Here is a 22,536-nt window from a genome sequence, read left to right as displayed (position 1 = left end):
CACCCATGGATGCTCTCCAGCAACGCTTGGCGCAGCTTTCGCCCGAAAAACGCGCCTTGCTTGAACAATTACGCTTGCAACGCCAAGCAACGCCAGCGATTACGCCGCGTGATCCTGCGCAAATGGTGCCGTTATCGTTGGCACAGCAACGGCTTTGGCTGGTTGAGCAAATGCGGCCAGGCCAGGCTACCTACATCATGCCCTGTTTGCTGATGATCAACGGTTCGTTGGATCGTGCTGCTTTGGCGACGAGCCTGAGTTGGTTGCTCCAACGCCATGAAGTGCTACGCACCAGCATTCAGCCTGACAACCAAGGTGCATATCAACAGATTCACGAGCCTTGGCAGGTAGAATTGGGGTTGGTTGAGCTTGATCAAACCCAGCTTGAAACTCAGTTACGCCACTATGCCCGACAACCATTTGATTTGCAGCACGCGCCGTTATGGCGTGCCGCGTTGTGGCGCTGTGCTCCAGAGCAGCATGTTTTAGGGTTGATGCTGCATCACATTATTGCTGATGGTTGGTCGTTAGGTGTGTTGATGCACGATTTGGCGCTGGCCTATGCGCATTTTGCCACAGGCGCAGCGTTAAACCTTGCTCCGCTGGCAATTCACTATGGCGATTATGCCTGTTGGCAAGCCCAACAGCCAGCAACGCTGACCCAAAGCAGCCGTGATTTTTGGCTGAAGCTCTTGCACGATGTACCAACTCTGGCCTTGCCAACCGACTATCCTCGACCTGCTGTTCAATCGTTTCAGGGGGCACAAATCGCTTGGCGCTTGCCGAGGGAGTTGGTCGAACAACTCAAGCAACTTAGTCAAAGCCAGAGCGCAACCTTATTTATGAGTTTGCTAACGGCATTTTATTGGCTTTTACACTGGCTAAGTGAGCAAACTGATTTAGTGGTTGGCACTGATGTTGCAGGGCGACAACAGCCTGAGACCCATCAATTGATCGGCTTTTTCATTAATCAATTGGTGCTACGTCAACAAGTTCAGCCGCATCAATCGTTCCAAGCAAGCCTACAACAAACCCGCCAGCTCACATTAGCGGCCTTTGACCACCAACATGTGCCATTCGATCAAGTTGTCGAATGGTTGAACGTTGCCCACGACCCCAGCCGCACGCCGTTGTTTCAGGTCAAATTTGTGTTGCAAAACACGCCCTTGCCCAACTTACAACTAGCAGGTGTGCAGCTTGAACGCATGGATCTTGATCCGCACACTGCCAAATTTGATTTGCTGATCAATCTTTGGGAAGAGCATGCAGGCTTAGCGGGAACCCTTGATTACAACACCGATATTTTCGCAGCGCAGCGCATGCAGCAATTACTTGAGCGCTATCAGCTGGTGCTTCAGTTGATCGTGCTTGAACCGACGATCACGCTTGCGGTTGCGGTGCAGCGTTGCCAAAGCCACGAGCGCGAGCTTCAACAGCAACGGCTGGAGCAACGCAAGGCAGCAAATCGTTCCAAATTAATCCTGAATCGGCGACGGTCGAGCACCGAGCCAACCCAATAGAAGGATGATTGTATGCAGCAACATGAAGTTGAGCATTTTCGGCTATCGCCGCAACAAACCCATACATGGTTGGTTCAACCACAAAGCCAGCAACCCTTGGGCACATGGCTGCTGGTTGAGTTAACCACTCCGCTTCGTTATGAACGTTGGCAAGCTGGCTTGAATGTTGTGATCGAGCGCCATGAGGCGTTGCGTACCCGTTTCGAGCAGATCGCTGGGCTAAAGCTACCAGCCCAAGTGCTGCACAACCAAACAGTGGTCTTGCATCAGCAGCAAATAGCCGAATCGCATCAGATTGCTGAGCTTGCAGCGCCAGCTGATGCTGGTTTGATGCAGATTACGTTATTTGAGCATGGCCAACAGCAATGGCTTGGGTTGTGGCTAGCGGCCTTGGTTGGCGATGCCACTAGTGCCCGATTGCTGCTCGAAGAATTGACCCAAGCCGCGTTGGCTCCGCATGAATTGAGCGCAAGCGATGAGCTGATGCAGTATATTGACGCTGCTGAATGGCAAAATGGCTTGCTCGAAGCAGCCGAAAGCGCCGCTGAACGGGCATTTTGGCAAACGCAGGCGATTAAGCAAGCACCGCATGATCTGCGGGGCTTTGCACGCTTGACCCAAACCCAGCCCACTCGGATCAAGCTTAACCTTCCTGCAAGCAGCAGTATCGCGATTAATGCTTGGTTTACTCAACATAATGTTGATTTAGCGAGTACGGTGCTCAGCCTTTGGCGTTGGTTGCTCAGCCGCAGCAATTATGGGCAAACGCCAGCGTTGGCGCTGGCCTGCGATGGCCGTTCGTATGCAGAGTTGGCCAATGCCCAAGGCTTGTTTGAGCGCTATCTGCCATTGTTACCAAACGAACTTGCTGCCGATCAGCCAATCGCCGAGGCTATAACCACGCTAGCCCAACAGCTAGCCGATTTAGCGCAGTTCCAAGAGTATTTCAGTTGGCAGCAACTTGCGTTGGATCAGCCGTTAGCGTTGGCATTTGCCCATTATCGTTGGGAAACAGCGGCGCACTATCAGCTTGAACACCTGACCAGCCATACTGATCTGTTTCGCTGTAAATTAAGCCTGATCGAGCAAGCTACAAGCTGGCAATTGACCTTAGATTACGATGCAACTAGCATGCGCTCTGAGGTTGCCGAGGCCTTGGCTGAGAGCTTAATCACAATGCTGGTTTGGCTTGGGCAACAATCCAACCCGACCTTTGGGCAACTGCCAATCATTGGGAGCAATACCCAAACATTATTGACTAAGCAGGTCAATGCAACCGATCGGCCATTTGCTGCAACGCCAATTCACGATCTGATTGATCAGCAGGCACTACACAATCCGCAAGCAATTGCTGTGCAATTTGGTGCAGAGCAACTGAGTTATGCCGAGTTGGCTCAGCAAGCCAACCAACTGGCCCAACAATTAATCCAACACGGTATTCAACCCGAGCAGCGGGTTGGCTTGTATCTTGAGCGCTCGCCGCTGATGGTCGTGGCCTTGTTGGCGTGTCTCAAGGCTGGCGCGGCCTATGTGCCCTTAGAGCCAGAGTATCCCGCCGAGCGGATTCAGTATATTCTTGCTGATGCGGCGATTCAGTTGGTGTTGAGCCAAACCAGCCTCATGCCTAGTTTGCCGTGTAGCGTTGCCCAATTGGCGGTCGATCAGTTGCAATTTGATCAAGCGAGTGCCGCGCCACGTTTGAACTATCAGCCTGCGCAATTGGCCTATCTGCTGTATACCTCTGGCTCGACCGGCCAGCCCAAGGGTGTGATGGTCAGCCACGCTGGTTTGAGCAACTATGTGCAATGGGCGATCACGGCCTACGATTTGGCGGCTGGTACAGGTTCGTTGGTGCATTCGCCATTAGCCTTCGATTTGACCGTAACCAGTTTGCTTGTGCCCTTGTGTGCTGGCCAAACCGTGCGTTTATTGCCAAGCAATGCTGGGGTTGAAACGCTAGCCCAAGCACTGCGAGCCAGCACTGATCTGAGTTTGCTCAAACTGACACCAGCGCATTTGGCGGTGCTGAATCAATTGATCACTAGTGCTGATTTGGCTCAACGCAGTAGGGCCTTGGTGATTGGCGGTGAGGCGCTTGATGCAACTACGTTGGCTCCATGGCGCACCCACGCTCCTGAAACCCGCTTGTTCAACGAATATGGCCCAACTGAAACAGTGGTTGGCTGTTCGATCTACCAAACCCAAACCACTGATTCGGCTGCTGGCGCGGTTTCGATTGGTTTGCCAATTGCCAATATGCGTTTGTATGTGCTTGATGAGCGCTTGCAACCTGTGCCATTTGGGGTTGTTGGTGAGCTGTATATTGGTGGAGTTGGGGTTGCCCGCGGTTATAATCAGCGCCCTGATCTGACCGCTGCCCAGTTTGTACCTGATAACCTGAGTGGAATCGCTGGCGCACGGCTGTATCGCACTGGCGATTTGGCGTGTTGGGCCTGGGATGGAACGCTGGAATATCTTGGGCGGCGTGATACGCAAATCAAATTGCGTGGCTATCGAATTGAGCTGGGCGAGATTGAGGCAGTGCTGCAACGCTTGCCAATGGTCGCTTCAGCACTGGTCTTGCTGCGTGGCACAGGCGACGATCAACGCTTGGTCGCCTATCTCCAAGCCACACCCGATGCCGACTCCACGCAATTGAGTGAACAAGTGGTGTTGAAATATGCCCAACAATTCCTGCCACAGTACATGTTACCAAGCAACGTTGTGTTGGTTGAGCAATGGCCGTTGACCGCGAATGGCAAAATTGATCGGGCGGCCTTGCCCGAACCAACCGCTATAAACAATTATGTTGCCCCAACGACCCCTGAAGAAGAAATTTTGGCAGCCATTTGGGAACAGGTGCTTGAGCACCCAATGATTGGGATTGATGATAATTTTTTTGCATTAGGCGGCAATTCAATTCGCAGCATTCAGGTGGTGGCCCAAGCCAAACAGCGCGGCTTAAATCTGAGTGTTGAAATGCTGTTCAATCAGCCGACGATTCGTAGTTTGGTTCAAACTATGGTCTGCTCTACAGAAAATCAAATAATCGAATACACACCCTTCAGTTTGATTAGCCCTGCTGATCATGCCTTGCTCCCAAATACTATTGTTGATGCCTTCCCGATTGCCAAGTTGCAGGGTGGCATGATTTTCCACAACCAATTCAACCCTGAACAAGCGCTGTACCACGATATTTTTAGCTATCGGATGCGGGTCGTGCTCGATTTGGCGTTGTTGCAACTGATCGTCGATGATTTAGTGGTGCGGCATCCAGCGCTACGCACTAGTTTTGATCTGACCAGCGCCAGCGAGCCGTTGCAAGTGGTGCATGCCCAAGGCGCAAACCTGTTGAATATTATCGATCTGCGCAACCAGCCTGTTGAACAGCACGATCAATTAATTGAAGCTTGGATCGCCGCCGAAAAGCAGCGCGGTTTTGAGCCAAGTAGCCTGCCGTTATTGCGGTTCCAAGTGCATGTGCGGGCTGATGATGAATTGCAATTTTCGCTGAGCTTTCACCATGCGGTGATCGATGGCTGGAGCGATGCGATAATGCTGACTGAGCTGTTTAGCGATTATGCGCGGCGCTTGCAAGGCCAAACCAGTAGCCTTGTTGCGCCTCAAATTGGCTATCACGAATTTGTACGGCTAGAACAAGCAGCAATTCAGAATCCTGCGACCCAGCAATTTTGGGCTGACCATTTGGCCCAAGCCAGCCCGATGCGCTTGCCGCGCTGGCCGAATGTGCCGCGTTCAAACACCAGCCAATCACAACCAGTTGCAATTAGTGCTGAGCTTTCGCAAGCACTTAAAGCCTTGGCTCGCCAGCTTGCCGTGCCAATTAAAGATGTGCTGTTGGCAGCGCATTTACGGGTGATTAGCATCCTGACTGGTCAGTTCGATGTAGTGACCAGCATGGTTTCGAGTGGGCGGCCTGAAACCCTTGATGGTGAACGGGTTTTGGGCTTGTTTATCAATAGTATTCCTCTACGAATGCAGCTGAATCAGCCAACGTGGCGTGAACTTATTATGCAGACCTTTGCTGCTGAACGTGCCAGTCTGGAGCATCGGCGCTACCCAACTGCCGAGTTGCAACGCCACAACGGCGGTTTGGCTTGGTCGGAGAGTTTGTTCTACTTCACCCACTACCATATCTTCCAAGCCTTGCAAAACATCAGTGAGCTGGAGTTGCTTGATGTGCTGCCCTACGAAGTTTCGAGTTTTCCATTAGTTGCCAACTTCCGCATCGATCCCTTTACGAATGACATTAACTTGAGTTTGACCTGTGATGGGCGAATTTTGACCAATGCCCAAATCGAAGCGATTGCAGGCTATTATCAAGTCTGTCTGACCGCGATGGTTGCCGACCCTGCGGCAGATTATCGCGCTATGCCATTGTTGAGTGATACTGAGCAACACCTATTGCTTGGATTTAATCGCACCGAAGTTGCACAATCGTCGCCTGATCTTGTTGGTTGGCTGGCCGAAGTGGCTCAACAGCAGCCAACTGCCCAAGCCATCCAAGCCTATGATGGGGCGTTGAGCTATGCTGAGCTTGAGCAACGCGCAACGGCTTTGGCGGGCTATTTACAAACGCAGGGGATTGGTGCAGAAACCCGGGTTGGTATCAGCCTTGAGCATTCAACCAGCTTGATTGTGGCGATTTTGGCGGTGCTCAAAACAGGGGCTGCTTATGTGCCACTTGACCCCAACTACCCACGTGAGCGGCTTGAATTGATGGCGAGCGATGCTGAATTGAAGCTCTTGATTTGCCAACAGCCAGACATCTGGCAAAACCTACCTGCAAACTCTGCCTGTTTAGGCCTTGCTGATTTAGATTCTGCCCAAGCGCCATTTGTGCCAGTCACGATTCATCCGGCGCAGGCCGCCTATCTGATCTATACCTCTGGTTCGACAGGCCGCCCCAAGGGTGTGGTGGTCAGTCATGCCAATCTGCATAGCTCCACGTTTGCCCGAACGCTTGCCTATCGCGAGCCGCTGACGAGCTTTTTATTGCTTTCATCGTATGCCTTCGATAGCTCGATCGCTGGAATTTTCTGGACACTGAGCCAAGCTGGCTGTTTGGTACTGCCCGATCAAGCGCAACGCCACGATGTTCTAGCGCTAGCCAGCATGGTCGAACATCATCAGATTAGCCATACCTTGGCAATTCCGTCGTTGTACGCGGTATTGTTGGAACAAGCCGAATTAAGCCAATTAGCTAGTTTGCGCGTGGTCGTGGTCGCGGGCGAGGCCTGTACCACCAGCTTGGTCAATCGCCATTATCAACAACTGTCAACGTGTGCCCTATACAACGAATATGGCCCAACCGAGGCGACGGTTTGGGCAAGCGTTGCCAAACTAGTACCGCAACAACCGATCTCAATTGGCGGCCCGATTGCCACGATCCAAGCCTATGTAGTTGATCCAAGCTTGCAGCCTGTGCCAATTGGAGTTGCTGGCGAATTGTTGATTGCTGGTGCGGGTATTAGTCGCGGCTATTGGCAACAACCAGCGCTGACCGCCGAGCGGTTTATGCCCGACCCATGGGCCGAACAGCCAGGCCAGCGCTTGTATCGCACTGGCGATTTAGCCCGTTGGTTGCCCGATGGTCAGCTTGAATTCTTAGGTCGCATCGATCAACAGGTCAAAATTCGCGGTTTTCGGATTGAGCTTGAAGAAATTGCCCAACTGCTGCGCCAACACCCCGCCTTACGCGAGGCTGTGGTTACCGCTCAGCCCGATCAGCATGGTCAATTACGCTTGGTGGCCTATATCGAGCCACGCAATTAAACAATAGGAGTTTTAGCTGTGGAAGCAAAATCTGGTTTGAAAAAACAACTTGGCAGCATTAAACGCCAAGCCTTAGCGACCGATCAACAAGCGTTGGTGACGACGAGCTTTTTAAGTGAGGGCCAAAACTTGCCTTTGGTGGTGCGGCCAAGCGTTGCCGGGGTTGATTTAGCGCAATGGGCAACCAATAACTTAGCGTGGCTGACGACGCAATTGCATCATTACGGCGGGGTTTTATTCCGTGGTTTTGGCGTAGATACCGCCCAAGCTTTCGAGACGGTGATAAGCGCTGCCTCAGGTGAGTTGCTGGAATATCGTGAGCGCTCGTCGCCGCGCAGCCAAGTGCAAGGCAATATCTACACTTCGACCGAGCATCCGGCTGATCAAACGATTTTTCTGCATAACGAAAATTCGTATCAACAAGCCTGGCCGCGCCAAATTTTCTTCTGCTGTACGATCGAGCCGGCCACGGGCGGCGAAACCCCGATTGCTGATGTGCGCAAGGTTTATCAACGGCTTGACCCAGCCTTGCGCCAACGTTTTATTGATCGCGGCATTTTGTATGTGCGCAACTTTGGCGGCGGCGTTGGTCTTGATTGGCGCAATGTCTTTCAAACTGCCGATCGGGCTGAGGTCGATGCCTATTGCGAGCGAGTTGGGATGCAGGCAATCTGGGGCGAAAACGACCATTTGCAAACCCGCCGCATGGGTCGAGCTGTGGCAACCCATCCCATTACTGGCGATCTCGTTTGGTTTAATCATGCAACTTTTTTCCATGTGAGTACACTTGAAGCACCGATTCGCGATGGCTTATTGGCCCAATTTAAGCCCGAACAATTGCCAAACAACAGCTATTACGGCGATGGCAGCCCAATTGAGCCAGAGGTAATGGAAACGCTGCGGGCAGCCTACCACGCCGAAACGATTATGTTTCCGTGGGAGCGTGGCGATGTGCTGATGCTCGACAATATGTTGGTGGCTCATGCGCGTTCACCATTTACGGGCAGCCGTCAGGTGCTGGTGGGTATGGCTCATCCAACCACCCATGGCGATGTTGCTAATGCAATCAATGGTTAACGGAGCTGAATTATGAATTTAATCAATAAGGTTAATAGTGCTGCGGCACTGCCGTTGCGCGAGTATCTTCAGCACCATTTGCCTGAGTCAATGCTACCAACGGCATTTGTCGAACTTAGGCAGATTCCACGTTTGCCGAATGGCAAGGTTGATCGGGCAGCCCTGCCAACTATCGATTTTCAACAATATAGTGATCCTGAGCACTATGTTGCACCGCGCACTACCACTGAACAGCAGCTTGCTTACATTTGGCAGCAAACCTTGCGTGTGCCACAGGTGGGGATTCACGATAATTTCTTTGCCTTGGGTGGCGATTCGATTACTAGTATTCAGGTGGCCGCGCGAGCCAATCAGGCTGGCATTCGGCTGACAGCGCGTCAATTATTTGAGCAACCAACGATTGCCCAACTTGCTCATGGTGTCGCTATCACCGATCAGCGTAATTTGCTCGATGAAATTGTGCTTGATCCAGCAATCAATCCGCTTGGTCTAGCTCCCTATCACGAGCACATGCCCCAATCAATCCTGTTGACCGGGGCAACTGGCTTTTTGGGGCCATATTTGTTGGCTGAATTGCTCACACAAACATCTGCCCACATCTATTGTGTGGTACGAGCCGCTGATGAGACCCAAGCTTTTGCCAAAATTCGCCAACAGCTTGAACATGCCAATCGTTGGGAGCCAGCCTTTGCTTCACGGCTCATCGTGATGCTTGGGGATCTGAGCCTTCCGCAGTTAGGCATGACTGCGGCAGACTGGCAGATGTTGGCTCAAACTATTGATCGGATTTATCACAATGGCGCAGTCGTAAATCTGGCGCATTCATATGCCCAACTCAAAGCTAGTAATGTGCAAGCAACCATTGATTTGCTGCGTTTGGCAAGTCAAGTCAAGCTTAAATCAATGCACTTTAGTTCTACGACCAGTGTTTTTCCAGCAAACACCGCTGCTACAGTACGCTATGAGCAAGAACTGCCATCAACACCAGATGGCCTCATCACTGGCTATGCCCAAACCAAGTGGGTTGCTGAACACCTGTTGCTGCAAGCCCGCGCCCGCGGTATTCCGATTAATTGTTATCGGCCAGGCCGCATTGGTTGGGATACTCAAACGGGTCAGTGGAATCGTGGTGATGGTTTGTATCGGTTGCTCCAAGGCTGTTTGCAGTTAGGTCGTGCGCCGTTGGTTGATCGGTTGGCTGAAATTACTCCGGTTGCTTATGTGGCCCAAGCGATGGTGGCGCTTTCGTTGCAGCCAAGCGGCCAAGGGCAAACGTATCATTTGGTCAACCAACAGCATATCGCTTGGAATCAACTGATTAATTGGATGCAAGAACTTGGGTATCCCATTGAACAGGTTGATCTTGATCAGTGGATGCTGCAATTACAGCGGCAAACCAAGGATGTACCAAATACTTCTCTGCAATCACTGTTAACCTTAGCGCAAGCGGCAGTGAATGGCCCACATGCTGAGCAAGCCTATGATCAAACTGCGATGCAAGCTGCGCTTGCAGCAACTGAGGTTATGCTACCAACGCTTGATCGAACAAGCCTTCAACAATGGTTGGCACAACTACGTTTTTAACTTTCATATCCATTGTTTCGATAATGCAGGGCTGAGCAAGAAACTGGTTAGCTCTGCGTGACGTTTTGCTAGCAACTTACCCATCCTAATTAAAACAGGGATCGATCATGCGTCGAATTTGGAAATTTACGCGCTGGATTTTGTTGGGCTTGCTCGTGCTTGGCTTGATCACAGGTACTGGCGGCTATGTGTATTTACGCCAGTCGTTGCCCCAAACCAGCGGCACAATTGAGCTGACTGGGATTCAACAACCTGTCACAATTGTGCGCGATCAAGCTGGAGTGCCGCATATACAGGCTGCCAATTATCATGATGGCTTGTTTGGATTAGGCTTTGTGCATGCCCAAGATCGGCTGTGGCAGCTGGAGTTTCAGCGCCGCTTGGCACGGGGCGAGCTTTCGGAGGTGCTTGGCCCAGCAACGATCGAAACTGATCGATTTTTGCGAGCTTTAGGCTTGGTTGATGCTGCTGTAAACGCTTGGAACGCGCTTGATCCAGCTAGTCAACAGGCAATTCAAGCTTATATTGCGGGAATCAATCAATTTATTATTCATCACGATGGCATGGATTTGCCGCCAGAATTTACTATTCTGGGGTTTAGCCCACGTTTGTGGCAGCCAATCGATGTGCTGTTGACTGGGAAGTTACAGGCTTGGAGCCTTGGGGCCAATTGGAGTGCTGAGGTTTTGTATAGCCAGCTCATTGCTCAGGTTGGGCCAGAACGCGCAGCTTTTTTGTTGCCAGCGGCTAGCCCCGACGATCCATTGATTTTGCCCGATGCAACCTATAGCGCTGGTTCGGCTCCTGCTCCGACGATGGCCAGCTCTAACTTCTGTGGAGCTAATGCCGACAGTTGTACAAGCCTGTTGACCCGAGTTGAGCAGTTGCATCAGCAATTTAAGCTTGCTGGGAGTTATGTAGGCAGCAATAGTTGGGTTTTGGCAGGCCAACATACTAGCAGTGGTAAGCCATTGCTGGCAAATGACCCTCATCTTGCGGCCCAAGCACCCTCAATTTGGTATCTAGCCCAGATTCAAGCCGGTGAACTTGACGTAATTGGTGCAACCTTACCTGGTGTTCCGGCAGTGATGATTGGGCATAATCGTTCGATTGCCTGGGGGCTGACGAATACCGGGGTTGACGTGCAAGATTTGGTGATCGAACGGCTTGATCAAGCAGGCAACGCTGAATATCTGGGCAAACCTTATCCGTTGACTCGACGCGATGAAATAATTAAAGTTAAAGATCAACCAGATCACATGCTGCAAGTACGCAGTAGTCGGAATGGGCCGATTATCTCCGATGTTGATGCTGAACTACAAGCCACCAACCAAGTGCTTGCGTTGCGTTGGACTGCGCTCGAACCGACTGATACAACCATCACTGCTTTGTTGCAATTGAATCTTGCCAGCGATTGGCAGACATTTCGCGCAGCTTTGGCCTGGTACCAAGCCCCTATGCAAAACTTTAGCTATGCCGATGTCAATAACAATATTGGCTTGCAAATCGCTGGCCGCTTGCCAATTCGCGCTAACGGTGATGGCCGCTTGCCCGTTGAAGGTTGGAATCAGCAGGCAGCGTGGTTACGCTTGAGTGAGTTTGATGAATTGCCATTTAGCTATAATCCGCCAAGTGGCATGCTGGTTTCGGCCAATAATCAGGCAGTTGCCGATGATTATCCCTTGTTGATTAGCCGCAGTTGGGCTCCAGCCTATCGTGCTCAGCGAATTTGGCAATTGCTCAGTGAAAAGCCAACCTTTGATCAAGCTGATATGCAACGAATGCAGGCTGATCAACGCTCATTGCAAGCTCAACAGCTTTTACCGTTATTGCTCACGGCCCAAACCACTAATCCCCAAGCCTTGCAAGCCTTGGAATTGCTCAAAAACTGGGATGCAAGCTTGACAAGTGATAGTGCGGCGGCGGCAATCTACGAAACATGGTACTTGCGCTTGGCACGGGCAATTGTAGTTGATGATATAGGTGAGCAACTCTGGCGCTCGTATAGCTATCATGAACAATTTTTTGCGCTGGCGATTCCCACCATCTTGCAAACCAACGATCAGGCGTGGTGTGATGATCAAACAACTGCCGAGCCTGAATCGTGCGCATTATTGATCGGTCGGGTGTTGGAGCAAACGCTGGCCGAATTAAGCGCTGAGCATGGCGGCGAGATTGAGCAATGGCGTTGGGATTCAATCCACCAAGCAGTCTTCCCACATGCCGTATTCGCTGGCATCGAACCGCTTGATAGCTGGTTTGGTCATACAATTGGCAATGGCGGTGATAGCGCGACGATCAATGCTGGTCCAACCGATCGGATTGATTTTGTGCAATATGGTGGGCCGATCTATCGCCAAATTGTGGATCTTGGTGCGCTTGATAACGCCGTCTATATCCAAACCCCTGGGCAATCGGCGCATATCCTGAGCACCCATTTTGACGATTTACTTGAACCATGGCAACGTGGCGAATATCTGCCAATGCGCTTGCCACAGCCCGCTGAAACCCAAACGACGCTGAGGCTTCAGCCAGAATAGGAACCAGCATGACAACTACCGATTGGGGCGCAATCGATCAAACCAGTGCTGCCCCCACCCATTGTATTGGCTATCTCAACACGGTCAGCGAGCTTGACCAAGTGGCGCAATATAAGGCCATGACCTTTGAATTACTGGATCTACAACTAGGCCAGCGGGTGCTTGATGTAGGCTGTGGGGCGGGCAACGATGCTCGCTCGATCGCCCAGCGAGTTGGCGCTGAAGGGCTGGTGATTGGGCTTGATAATAGCGAAGCTATGCTGACAAGCGCCCAAAATCACCCTGCCAACCACGGGCTAAATGTACGCTTTGAACATGGCTCGATTGATGCGTTGCCCTTTCCTGATGGCTATTTCGATAGCTGTCGAGCCGATCGGGTTTTTCAACATTTGGAAGATCGCAAGCAGGCCTTAGCCGAAATGCTGCGGGTAACCAAAGTTGGCGGCAGCATTGTGGTCAGTGACACCGATTGGGAAAGCCTTTTAATTGATGGCCCTGATAAAACGCTGCTACGCCAGGTTGTGCAACGGATTACGGATCGGGTGCGCAATGGCTGGTCGGGCCGTCAACTGCCGCGTTTATTCCAGCTTTCGGGGTTGCAACAGGTGCAAACAACCGCGATGACAATTATTGAAACCAATCCAACCCTTGCTGATCAACTGTTCGGTATCCAATCGGCGATTAATGATCTGCTGCAACAGGCCCAAATAACCCGCGAGGCAGCGCTCGACTGGCAGCGCTATTGCCAAACTGCCAGTCGCTTGGGCGTTTTCTTCAGTGCAATTACTGGATTTGGGGTTGTTGGGATAAAGGGTTAACCTCTGATAGCGTAGCTGAATCGAACGATTGAAGGATTGACCTATGTGGCAGGTGGTTATACAGGGTTAACTTTTGATAGCGTAGCTGAATCGAACAGTTGAAATAGCACCGTAAACAAATAATTCAGGGTATAATCATCGCTATTATGGACGGTTTCGCACTGATCATCGCTCCCTATACACTGAAGTTGTGCTGGAACAGGAAGCTTCGCCATGGGCTTTCTTTATTTGCGATCCTCTTTTTAGCCCTGTTGAACCCGTGGCTCTGTCTGCTTCACTGCGATATGATCAGCCAAGAAGCTACTGATCAGATGATTGTGCAACCGAATGGGGCAGGATTTATTTGTCTTCTTGCCCAAACCCATCGCACGCAGCCAGACGATAGTCGCTATCATATCAATTCGCATCAGGGTACTGGTCAGATACAAGCACAAGCATTCTACCCAATGGTACTAACGGGTAGCGTATTCATTGCAATGACTTGGTTTTGGTGCTTGATTTCCCCTGTTTCCCAAGCAGCCTATACTCCTGTTTTTGCCGACCCTCATGTTCCTCCTCCCCGTTTTTTCTAGGATAGATACACTGGTTCTTAATTGATACGCTTGTCGCATTTCTTGGTCGGATGGCAGCATCCCGACCGCTGTATGATCTTTTTCTGAAAGAGTGTCTCCATGTTAAAACATTGTTTCGCACCCATGATTGGTGTCTTGCTGATCATCACTGCTTGTGGGACAACCCTTACCACCCAGACCCCTGATGCGGTTCAACCAACGAATCCATCAACGAGTACCGCAACGATCAGTACCACCACTGCTCCAGCATCGGCAGGGTACCCTGTCACGATTGAAAACTGTGGGCGGAAACTTACCTTTGCGAAAGCGCCAGAGCGGATAATTAGTCTCTGGCAACCACCAACGGAAATGCTGCTTGCCTTAGGTTTAGGTGACCGCATTGTTGCGGTTGGTGGCAATTACGATGACTATCCCGCAAATCTTCAGGCCGAAGCCGCGACCCTCAAACAAATCGGGACGGCGATGCAATGGCCGGTCAAAGAAGTGACGCTTGCCGAAAATCCTGATTTCGTTATCTCGGAACAACTCGAAGGCTTTGCATTCGATAGCAATTCAGGGTATGCCACGGTCGCTGAATTGGAAGCCGCTGGGGCACAGGTCTATTCCAACAATGCCTGTACGATGGCTGATGCAGGAAGCAAACGTCTTGAGCAAGTCTATACTGATCTTGCGAACTTGGGGGCGATTTTTGGGGTGTCGGAACGAGCTAATGCGATTATCACCGACCTTCAGTCCCGTCAAGCCGCGATTGAACAACGGATGGTTGGGGTTTCACCTGTGAACGTTCTGTTCTACACCGGGGGAGAAGGCCCGCTCAACGTGCTCTCGGGTGGAGTCTGGGGCGATTTGATTGTGCGAGCTGGCGGAAAAAATGTCTTTGATCAGGATGTTTTTCAAGTGAGTGCCGAAGAATTTGCGGCGGCGCAACCCGATGTCATTTTGCTGGGGACATTTCCTGGTCAGGATGCCGCAATGCTGGAGTCGTATCTCAAAACAACCTTTCCGACCATCCCAGCAGTCCAAAATAATCGGTTGATACCTATTCCCACGATTAATACCGAAGCCAGTATTCGCATTATTGATGGCCTTGAGCAAATTGCTCGGGCGCTGCACCCAGAGGTATTCGAGTGATCGTGCGTCATTCCCATGACCCACAATCGTCACCGCGCGTACCACCAGCAATTCCCGCCATTGGGGGGTTGCTGGTGGTACTCACGCTCATGTTGATTGGGGTCATTTTGCTTGGTGTTGCTATTGGCTCGGTTTCAGTGCCCGTGCCGATCGTTGCCAAGATTATTCTCAACCACCTGATGCCGAACACAGTTTCCGTGACATGGACTCCCACGCAAGACCAGATTGTGTGGCAATTTCGCCTGCCGCGGGTGTTATTAGCCGTCATTGTTGGTGCGGCACTATCAGTCAGTGGGACAGCCCTCCAAGCCATGGTGCGAAATCCTCTTGCCGATCCGTATCTGTTTGGTGTTTCCTCGGGCGCATCCGTGGCAGCGGTTGCAGTGCTCACCCTTGGTACTGCTGCTATTGGCGGATTATCCCTGTCGTTCGCGGCATTCGGTGGGGCCATGCTGACCATGGTTGTGGTCTATGCCTTGGCACAGCAATCGGGTCGTGTTATCCCAACACGCCTGGTTTTGGCAGGGGTGTCGTTGGGCTATGTGCTCTCAGCGATGACCAGCTATCTCGTGTTGCGCTCAACTACGCCCTATGGTGGTGCCGCAGCGGTATTAACCTGGTTGGCCGGAAATTTGGGCGGCGCAAAGTGGCAGTATCTTGGTCTTCCCAGCCTTGCGGTGTTGGGCTCGACAGGACTTTTAATGCTGCAATTTCGTTCACTGAATGCGGTCTTAGCTGGCGACGAAACGGCCATCAGTCTAGGGGTGAATCTTCATCGGTTTCGGATACAGCTGTTTGTGCTGAGTTCGTTGATGGTGGGAACAGTCGTTGCCATGAGTGGAGCGATTGGATTTGTCGGCTTGATGATACCGCATATTGTCCGCCTGTTGGTTGGCGTGGATCATCGCTATGTCTTGCCAACCAGTGCCTTGTTGGGAGGGGTGTATATGGTGCTGGTTGATTTGATTGGGCGAATCGTGATCGCACCCCAAGAACTGCCCGTTGGTATTGTGACTGCCATGATTGGAGGACCCTTTTTTATCTGGCTTATGCGACAGCGTTCGGGAGGTGTCGGATGAAGCTCACAATTCACCACGTCGCCGTCTCGGTGAGCAGTCGTCAGATTGTCTCCAATATTGATTTAGCTGTTCAGCCTGGTGAAATTGTGGGTTTGGTTGGGCCAAACGGCAGTGGCAAATCAACGATTTTACGGACGGTCTATCGCATGTTGCGCCCCAGTGCGGGCTTTGTGCAGCTTGGTGACGACGATGTGTGGCAAATGTCGCCACGGACAAGTGCCCGCCAGACTGCTGCGGTTGTCCAAGAAAGCACCCACGATGTGGCCTTTACGGTTGCCAAAATGGTCCAGATGGGTCGAACCCCCCATAAAGGCTTTTTTGCTGGTGATACCGACCATGATTGGCAGGTGACGACAACGGCATTAGCGCGGGTGCAGATGCTCGATTGTGCCAATCGCCCATTCAATACGCTTTCTGGTGGTGAAAAACAGCGGGTGTTGATTGCGCGGGCTTTAGCCCAAGAACCGCAATTGTTGGTGTTGGATGAACCAACAAACCATTTGGACATTCATTATCAGCTTGACATCCTCGAACTCGTGCGCAGCCTTGGCATCACAACGTTGGTCACTGTCCACGATCTTAATCTTGCCGCAGCCTATTGCGATCGATTGTATGTGCTGTCGGCAGGAACGATCGTTGCCGAGGGCACACCAGAACAGGTGCTCACGCCGCACTGGTTGCGTGATATTTTTTTGGTCAATGCGGTTATTCAACGCCATCCCGTTACCAATCGTATTCAGCTGGCGTTATTTCCCTTAAGTCATCGCCACGAAGGAGGCTAGATGTCCATGGCAACGAATGAACCATCCATTACGATGTCCACTACGCGACGATCCGTTGCGATTGTGTTGTATGAAGGCTTCACGGCGCTTGATGCGATTGGCCCCTATGAGGTGTTGGTGAGCCTACCCGATACCGATGTGTATTTTGTTGCGGATCAGCAGGGACCAATCTATGCCGATACTGGTCAACTGGCGTTAGTTGCGACGGCGACATGGGATGAGCTTCCGCATCCGACGGTGGTTGTGATTCCCGGCGGAGCGGGGACGATGCAGGCTCTTGCACATCAACCCCTTCTGAATTGGCTTCAGACGGCAGCTCCGACCGTTGAGTGGATGACCTCAGTCTGTACTGGAGTGTTTGTCTTAGGAGCAGCGGGATTGTTGCACGGCTTACAGGTGACCAGCCATTGGACATCGCGCGAGTTTATTCATCAATATTGTGCTGCAACGTATACCGCCGAACGCTTTATTCAGCAAGGCAACATTATTACGGCAGCGGGAGTCTCGGCTGGCATTGATATGGCTTTATTTTTGGCACAGCAGTTGAGCAGTTCGCAGACCGCCCAGGCCATTCAACTGGCGATCGAATATGATCCACAGCCTCCCTTTTCGGGGGCAGGCGATTTTCAACAAGCGGATCAGGCCTTAATTGATGAGACGTATACCGTGTTATCGAAATATCGGGTGAAGGGGTAGCCCATCCTGTCCCATTCCATACCCTGATCTGCCACGATGCGCGATGATGTGATACTATACCGACCATACCGTCATCGCGCATTGCCAAATGGATAGCAATCAACATGATCCACCAGCACACACAACCAGCTCCACGCCGAGGCACGCTGACTGCGCTGTGCTGGTGGGTTTGTGGTTGGGTTTTCGTGCTTCAGCTGGCACTTATCTGTCCCTTGGCCTGCATTCTTCATGAATCCATTATTCAATCGCTGCCCATTGACCCGTTTCCAGCAATAGCCGTCGGGCAATTTGTCTGCATCGTCAACGCAACGCCACCAGCCAGCGGCGATGCAACAACACCAGCATTGACAACGATGACCCAACACCATGGATTTGTAGCCTTGTTTGCCATGGCGGCTGTTGGCTGGGCATGGTCTTTTTATCGTGCCGAAACACTAATTGTGTTCCGCCAGATATGTTCACATCTGCGCTCTCATCCAATCCCCCCGATCCTTCCCCCACCTCGGCTGCTCTAACGACGTATGCCCCTCGCTCAATCGGTATCAGATGGTTTGTTGCTGTGTTATCCAGCAGCGGTTAGTCTGACTTTGGCGTGGTTCGCGTTGTTGATCATTCCTCTGAAGATCAAGCGTGTATGCACTTGCCAGCGCTGGATGACCACTAGGAGGATTCATGGATACCATCACTGTGTTATTTCAAGCCCTAGAAACCGGGTTGCTTCAGTTGTGTACTGAGCGGCAAATTTCGCTGCACCAGTATCGTCAAACGCTCGCATCATTAACCATTGCCGAAATGACGGCCTGTGGCTATCTCGCCTATGATGCACCGCTTACCCATGGGTTGGAACACATCGCGCACGCTGTGCAACCACCCCAGCACGATGGTGACTATACAGTGCATACCAATTAAATCGACTCATCAGACTATAGGTGCAGAAGGACGCAAACGCATGACGATGCTATGGACTGAGGCAACGGCAATCAGTGCCCAACCAGCCCGCTTAATCATTGAACAACTTGTCTGTCGCTATGGGGCAACCTGCGTGGTTGATCATGTTGATCTCGCGCTGAACCCTGGTGATCATGTGGCGCTGATTGGCGGCAATGGTTCTGGGAAATCAACCGTCCTTCGGGCAATTATGGGATTTCATCCGATTAGCAGCGGCACATTAGTACTAGACCAGCAAACCATTCACCCACGTACCAAACGAGCAAACCAGTATCGCCACATTGCTTGGATGCCACAGCGGCAAACGCTCGGGCATTTTCCACTACGGGTGCGCGAGTTACTCGAACGAAGCGGCAATGTACGCCTTGCCATCCAAGCAGCAGCGCACCTCGCTGTAGACCAGCTCATGGATCGCCCCATGCAGACCCTTTCGGGTGGTCAGATCCAGCGGATCTTTTTAGCACGCGCCATTGGCAGCCTTGGCGCAGGGGCAGGACTGTTATTAGCAGACGAACCCACGGCGGCACTCGATTTTGCAGGTCAAACCGTCGTTGCCGACGTGTTGGCAAGCCTGCCAGTCACAATGTTGGTCGTTACCCATGATCGGGCAGTCGTGGCCCGTTGTCAGCGGGTGCTTGAAATGGCGGGCGGCAGTCTGCGGGAACTTGCTGTATGAACAGTGTGGAATTCATCGATTTGCTGCGATTGCTTCCGGTGCAACGCGCCATCATTGCCTTGATCGTCGCTGGTAGCGCCTTTCCCATTATTGGGGTCTGGATCATGGGACTCAACATTTTGCCTGTTCGCTTTGCCATGATGCATGTCGCTTTATTTGGGATTGCGCTTGGCTTATTACTTGGCATTGAGCCGACGCTTATCGCCTTGCTGGTGTGCGGCGCGAGCGGAGCCAGTCTTGCCCCGCTTGCCCATCGCCCCGCTGGACTTGCTGGCCCCATGGGAATTGTGATGACCATGGCGATTGCTAGTGCGCTCTTATTGCTTTCGCAAACGGGGATCAATGCCAATGGGGCATTTGAACTACTCTGGGGATCAATTCTCGCCACCCGTCAATCGGACTTAATCGTCCTTGTCGTGGTCAGTATCGGAATTCTCGGGGTTTATGGCTGGCAACGGCGCGACATCGCCTTGCTCTTGTATGACCGCGAAATCGCGTTGTGCTCCGGCATTGCCGTTGATCGCCTTACGATGGGGTTACTGATCATCATCGCGCTTTCCATTGCAGCAGCCGTGCGATTAACCGGAGCCTTATTAGTCGATGCCATTACGATTCTTCCAGCGATTGCCGCCCGCAATCTTGGTCAATCACTCGGCAGTATGATTGCGTGGGCAATGGCGATTGGGGTAGTCGGAAATCTGGTTGGGTTTTGCTTAACGCTCATGTTCAATCAACCACCAGGGCCAATGCTGGTGATCACGGTTGGCTGTATAACCATCCTCAGTTATCTTCGAAAGGAACCAGTTTAATGCGAAAATTATGGCTTTCATTAATCACCGGCGGTTTTCTGTTGGCAAGTTGTGGCAGCACGGTTGCACAGCCAAACACCACCGCGCCATCGGCGACGACAACCAGTGCACCATCTGGCGCAACCCAACCACTGAAGATTGTTGCGTCAACCAGTTGGGTTGGCGCGTTTGCGAAGGCAGCAGGTGCAACAGATATTACCATTATTGCGCCATCGAGCGTCCAGCATCCACCTGATTACGATCCAAAGCCATCCGATCTCCAAGCGGTTGCTGATGCTGATTATGTCCTCTATGCAGGCTTTGAAGGGTTTGCCCCACGCTTACAAGAGGCCGTTGGTGGGAGTGCTGAACGCTTACTCACCGTCCAAACGGAAAACAGCCCTGCGGTGATTAAGGCGGAGGTGCTTCGATTAAGCGATCTCTTTGGGACACGGCCACACGCCGAAGCCTTTTTGACGCGCTTTGATGCTGAATATACCCGTCTATCCCAAGACGTTCGTACCGCCATTGGGGCACAAACCCCCATTGTGGTGAGTCAAGCCTTTGTGGTGCCATGGGTTGGCTTTGCTGGGCTTGAGCCAGCGGGTGTGTATGGGCCAGCGCCACTTACGCCGGAAGAATTGGCAACCTTAACCAAAGCCCAGCCACGCTTTATCTTTGAGAATGTGCATATGGGTGGCGGCCAACCAATCGCGGAAGCAACGACGGCAACCGTGATCAACTTGATCAATTTTCCTGATGCCGATCTTGATCTGTTGGCGGTGTTTCAGAAAAATGCTGATACCTTGAAGTCGGCATTGGGCACAACCCCATAACCCAATACTCGCGCAGTGCTGAACGGCGTAATCCCTATAATCCGTAAATATTCCCATGATCGGCCTTGTTCAGTAGTGGAACAACGCTGGACGAGGCCGACACTGGAGCTATCGGTGTGAAACAAACCATCCATACCTTGATTATCGTTATAGCCTTATTGGCAACGAGTATGGGCGTTGGCGTAGCCGCCCATGCTGATCGCTTGCTGATTGTTGCACTCCCAGCCGCTGTTGGTCTGATCATGCTCTTACGTAGCTTGGGGGCATCGGCGGAGCGGGCCGCATGGGCTATTTTTACCGTCTGGCTTGGGACAACCTATATCCAACAGGGCACGTTGCTCGAAATGGGGATAACAGTCTTCTATGGCGGTTTTGCGCTCCTTGGGGTCTATCGTTCGCCATATTTTTTGGTCGGCGCATGGCTCTTTCACCCAATCTGGGATAGTATCCCACGTGATTTACCAACCCATCTCCATGCGCTTCCCCATGCCTGTATCCTGTTTGATATTCCGATCGGCATGTATCTCCTCTGGGCGATTCGCCAGCGGCGCTGGTCAATCCAAGCGCAGGATGCGCGATGGTGGCAATCGATCATTCTCGCAAGTTACCCAGCGGTGCTCATCCTGATGCTCAGCCTAAGCGTCACGATTGGTGCGCCCAGCGGATACCTTCTGTGGATGGCAATTCCGCTCGCGCTTGTATTACTCGCGGCAACACATTGGCTTAACCAGCAAACGCAGCGAGCAACATGGGCAGTTTTGGCCGGCTTTGTTGGGATGACCTATGCCCATACGGGAGGCCTGCTAGATCAAGCCTTCTTTTTGGGCAGCGTTGGGTTAGCAGCGTATGGCTATTTTGGCTCATCATTCGCCTTGGTTATCACATGGGCATTCTTCATTGTTTGGTCATTGCTCCCTCACACCTTACCAGTTGACTATAGCGATCTTCCACGCGCCATGATCCTCTTCTGCATTGTCTGTGGAGGTTATATGACATCGCAATTTAAGCACTACCGCTGGAATCCCAGCAACAGTACGCCATCATCCGATGGGGAAGGAATTACTCGATGAGTATCAAAGTGAAATGGATTGTCCTGCTCCTATGGCTTGGGGTCAGTTTGAGTGCATGTAGCCGAGCGGGCAGTGATGATCCGATGTTACAGGCGCACCTCGAACAAACACCGAATACCTTGGGGCAACACGCAATCATCATCACAATTCAGGATAATGGAGCACCGCTGACCACCCCAGCCGTCCAATTAGAAACAACGATGAGCCATGCGGGAATGGCCTCACAGATGATTCCGATGGAATCGTTGGGGGACGGTCGCTATACGGCAAATCTTAATATCGACATGCTTGGCGAATGGGTCTTCATTGTCCATGTTCCCGATCCCACAGGAGCGACTAGTGCACGCCAAAAGACCCTTCCTGCGTTTAACATTCAGTAGTAGTACACGAAGCTATTGCTCCAACCATGGGTCTTCATCGCAACAAGCCTACTACTCCTGATCCGCGCATCCCATATGGTTACGAATCCCCATCATATAGTGACCATATGGGATAGTATAGCGTTTAAACGCACGCCAAAATAGCATAGGACATATCAAGTCTAAACTCCCACAGCGCCAAGTGATGTGAGTAAGCCACTATATCACGGGCTTATTACTGCATTCAAGCCTTGATTTTGGTGT

At 51.8% G+C, this 22,536-nt stretch carries 17 protein-coding genes; all 17 read left to right on the top strand.

What is annotated here, in order from left to right:
• The first annotated feature begins 5 nt into the window (after positions 1-5).
• The 17 genes from DEF47_RS08760 (at position 6) to DEF47_RS08680 (ending at position 22,293) form a co-directional block, all read left to right on the top strand.
• Positions 6-1,520 (top strand): condensation domain-containing protein, encoded by a 1,515-nt coding sequence (locus DEF47_RS08760; RefSeq protein ID WP_012189650.1) that lies wholly within the window; start codon positions 6-8, stop codon positions 1,518-1,520.
• Between the two features lie 12 nt (positions 1,521-1,532).
• Positions 1,533-7,316: a non-ribosomal peptide synthetase gene (locus tag DEF47_RS08755; protein WP_012189649.1), complete on the top strand. Its 5,784-nt coding sequence runs from the start codon at positions 1,533-1,535 to the stop codon at positions 7,314-7,316.
• Positions 7,317-7,334: 18 nt separating this feature from the next.
• Positions 7,335-8,393 carry a TauD/TfdA family dioxygenase gene (locus tag DEF47_RS08750; RefSeq protein WP_012189648.1) on the top strand — a complete coding sequence of 353 codons (1,059 nt, stop codon included), beginning with the start codon at positions 7,335-7,337 and terminating at the stop codon, positions 8,391-8,393.
• 12 nt (positions 8,394-8,405) lie between these two features.
• Positions 8,406-9,977: an SDR family oxidoreductase gene (locus DEF47_RS08745; RefSeq protein ID WP_012189647.1), complete on the top strand. Its 1,572-nt coding sequence runs from the start codon at positions 8,406-8,408 to the stop codon at positions 9,975-9,977.
• A gap of 107 nt (positions 9,978-10,084) precedes the next feature.
• Positions 10,085-12,517 (top strand): penicillin acylase family protein, encoded by a 2,433-nt coding sequence (locus DEF47_RS08740; RefSeq protein ID WP_012189646.1) that lies wholly within the window; start codon positions 10,085-10,087, stop codon positions 12,515-12,517.
• Positions 12,518-12,525: 8 nt separating this feature from the next.
• Positions 12,526-13,335, top strand: coding sequence for a class I SAM-dependent methyltransferase (locus tag DEF47_RS08735; RefSeq protein WP_012189645.1), 810 nt, complete (start codon positions 12,526-12,528; stop codon positions 13,333-13,335).
• A 671-nt stretch (positions 13,336-14,006) separates the two neighbouring features.
• Positions 14,007-15,038 (top strand): ABC transporter substrate-binding protein, encoded by a 1,032-nt coding sequence (locus tag DEF47_RS08730; RefSeq protein ID WP_012189644.1) that lies wholly within the window; start codon positions 14,007-14,009, stop codon positions 15,036-15,038.
• Positions 15,035-16,117 (top strand): FecCD family ABC transporter permease, encoded by a 1,083-nt coding sequence (locus tag DEF47_RS08725; RefSeq protein WP_287045088.1) that lies wholly within the window; start codon positions 15,035-15,037, stop codon positions 16,115-16,117. Before DEF47_RS08730 ends, DEF47_RS08725 begins: the two co-directional genes overlap by 4 nt.
• Complete coding sequence (locus DEF47_RS08720; protein WP_012189642.1) at positions 16,114-16,899, top strand: ABC transporter ATP-binding protein; 786 nt, start codon at positions 16,114-16,116, stop codon at positions 16,897-16,899. The genes DEF47_RS08725 and DEF47_RS08720 overlap by 4 nt, the downstream gene beginning before the upstream one ends.
• A 6-nt stretch (positions 16,900-16,905) precedes the next feature.
• Positions 16,906-17,595, top strand: a complete 690-nt coding sequence (locus DEF47_RS08715) for a DJ-1/PfpI family protein (RefSeq protein ID WP_287045087.1) — start codon at positions 16,906-16,908, stop codon at positions 17,593-17,595.
• Positions 17,596-17,699: 104 nt separating this feature from the next.
• A complete protein-coding gene (locus DEF47_RS08710) occupies positions 17,700-18,110 on the top strand; it encodes a hypothetical protein (RefSeq protein WP_041304402.1) in 411 nt (136 codons plus the stop codon).
• Positions 18,111-18,267: 157 nt separating this feature from the next.
• Positions 18,268-18,504, top strand: a complete 237-nt coding sequence (locus tag DEF47_RS08705; RefSeq protein WP_041304400.1) for a hypothetical protein — start codon at positions 18,268-18,270, stop codon at positions 18,502-18,504.
• 40 nt (positions 18,505-18,544) lie between these two features.
• Positions 18,545-19,219: an ATP-binding cassette domain-containing protein gene (locus tag DEF47_RS08700; RefSeq protein ID WP_012189640.1), complete on the top strand. Its 675-nt coding sequence runs from the start codon at positions 18,545-18,547 to the stop codon at positions 19,217-19,219.
• On the top strand, positions 19,216-20,028 hold the full coding sequence (locus DEF47_RS08695; RefSeq protein ID WP_012189639.1) for a metal ABC transporter permease: 813 nt from the start codon (positions 19,216-19,218) through the stop codon (positions 20,026-20,028). Before DEF47_RS08700 ends, DEF47_RS08695 begins: the two co-directional genes overlap by 4 nt.
• Positions 20,028-20,843, top strand: a complete 816-nt coding sequence (locus DEF47_RS08690) for a metal ABC transporter solute-binding protein, Zn/Mn family (RefSeq protein WP_012189638.1) — start codon at positions 20,028-20,030, stop codon at positions 20,841-20,843. The genes DEF47_RS08695 and DEF47_RS08690 overlap by 1 nt, the downstream gene beginning before the upstream one ends.
• A 116-nt stretch (positions 20,844-20,959) precedes the next feature.
• The gene (locus DEF47_RS08685; protein WP_012189637.1) at positions 20,960-21,913 is read left to right on the top strand and encodes a DUF6010 family protein; all 954 of its coding nucleotides are present in this window, start codon (positions 20,960-20,962) and stop codon (positions 21,911-21,913) included.
• Entirely contained in the window at positions 21,910-22,293 is a 384-nt protein-coding gene (locus tag DEF47_RS08680) for a FixH family protein (RefSeq protein WP_041304398.1), read from the top strand. The genes DEF47_RS08685 and DEF47_RS08680 overlap by 4 nt, the downstream gene beginning before the upstream one ends.
• Positions 22,294-22,536: the final 243 nt, after the last annotated feature.

It is taken from the genome of Herpetosiphon sp. (assembly GCF_003512625.1).
GTDB lineage: Bacteria > Chloroflexota > Chloroflexia > Chloroflexales > Herpetosiphonaceae > Herpetosiphon > Herpetosiphon aurantiacus.
This window is presented reverse-complemented; position numbering and strand designations above follow the sequence as displayed.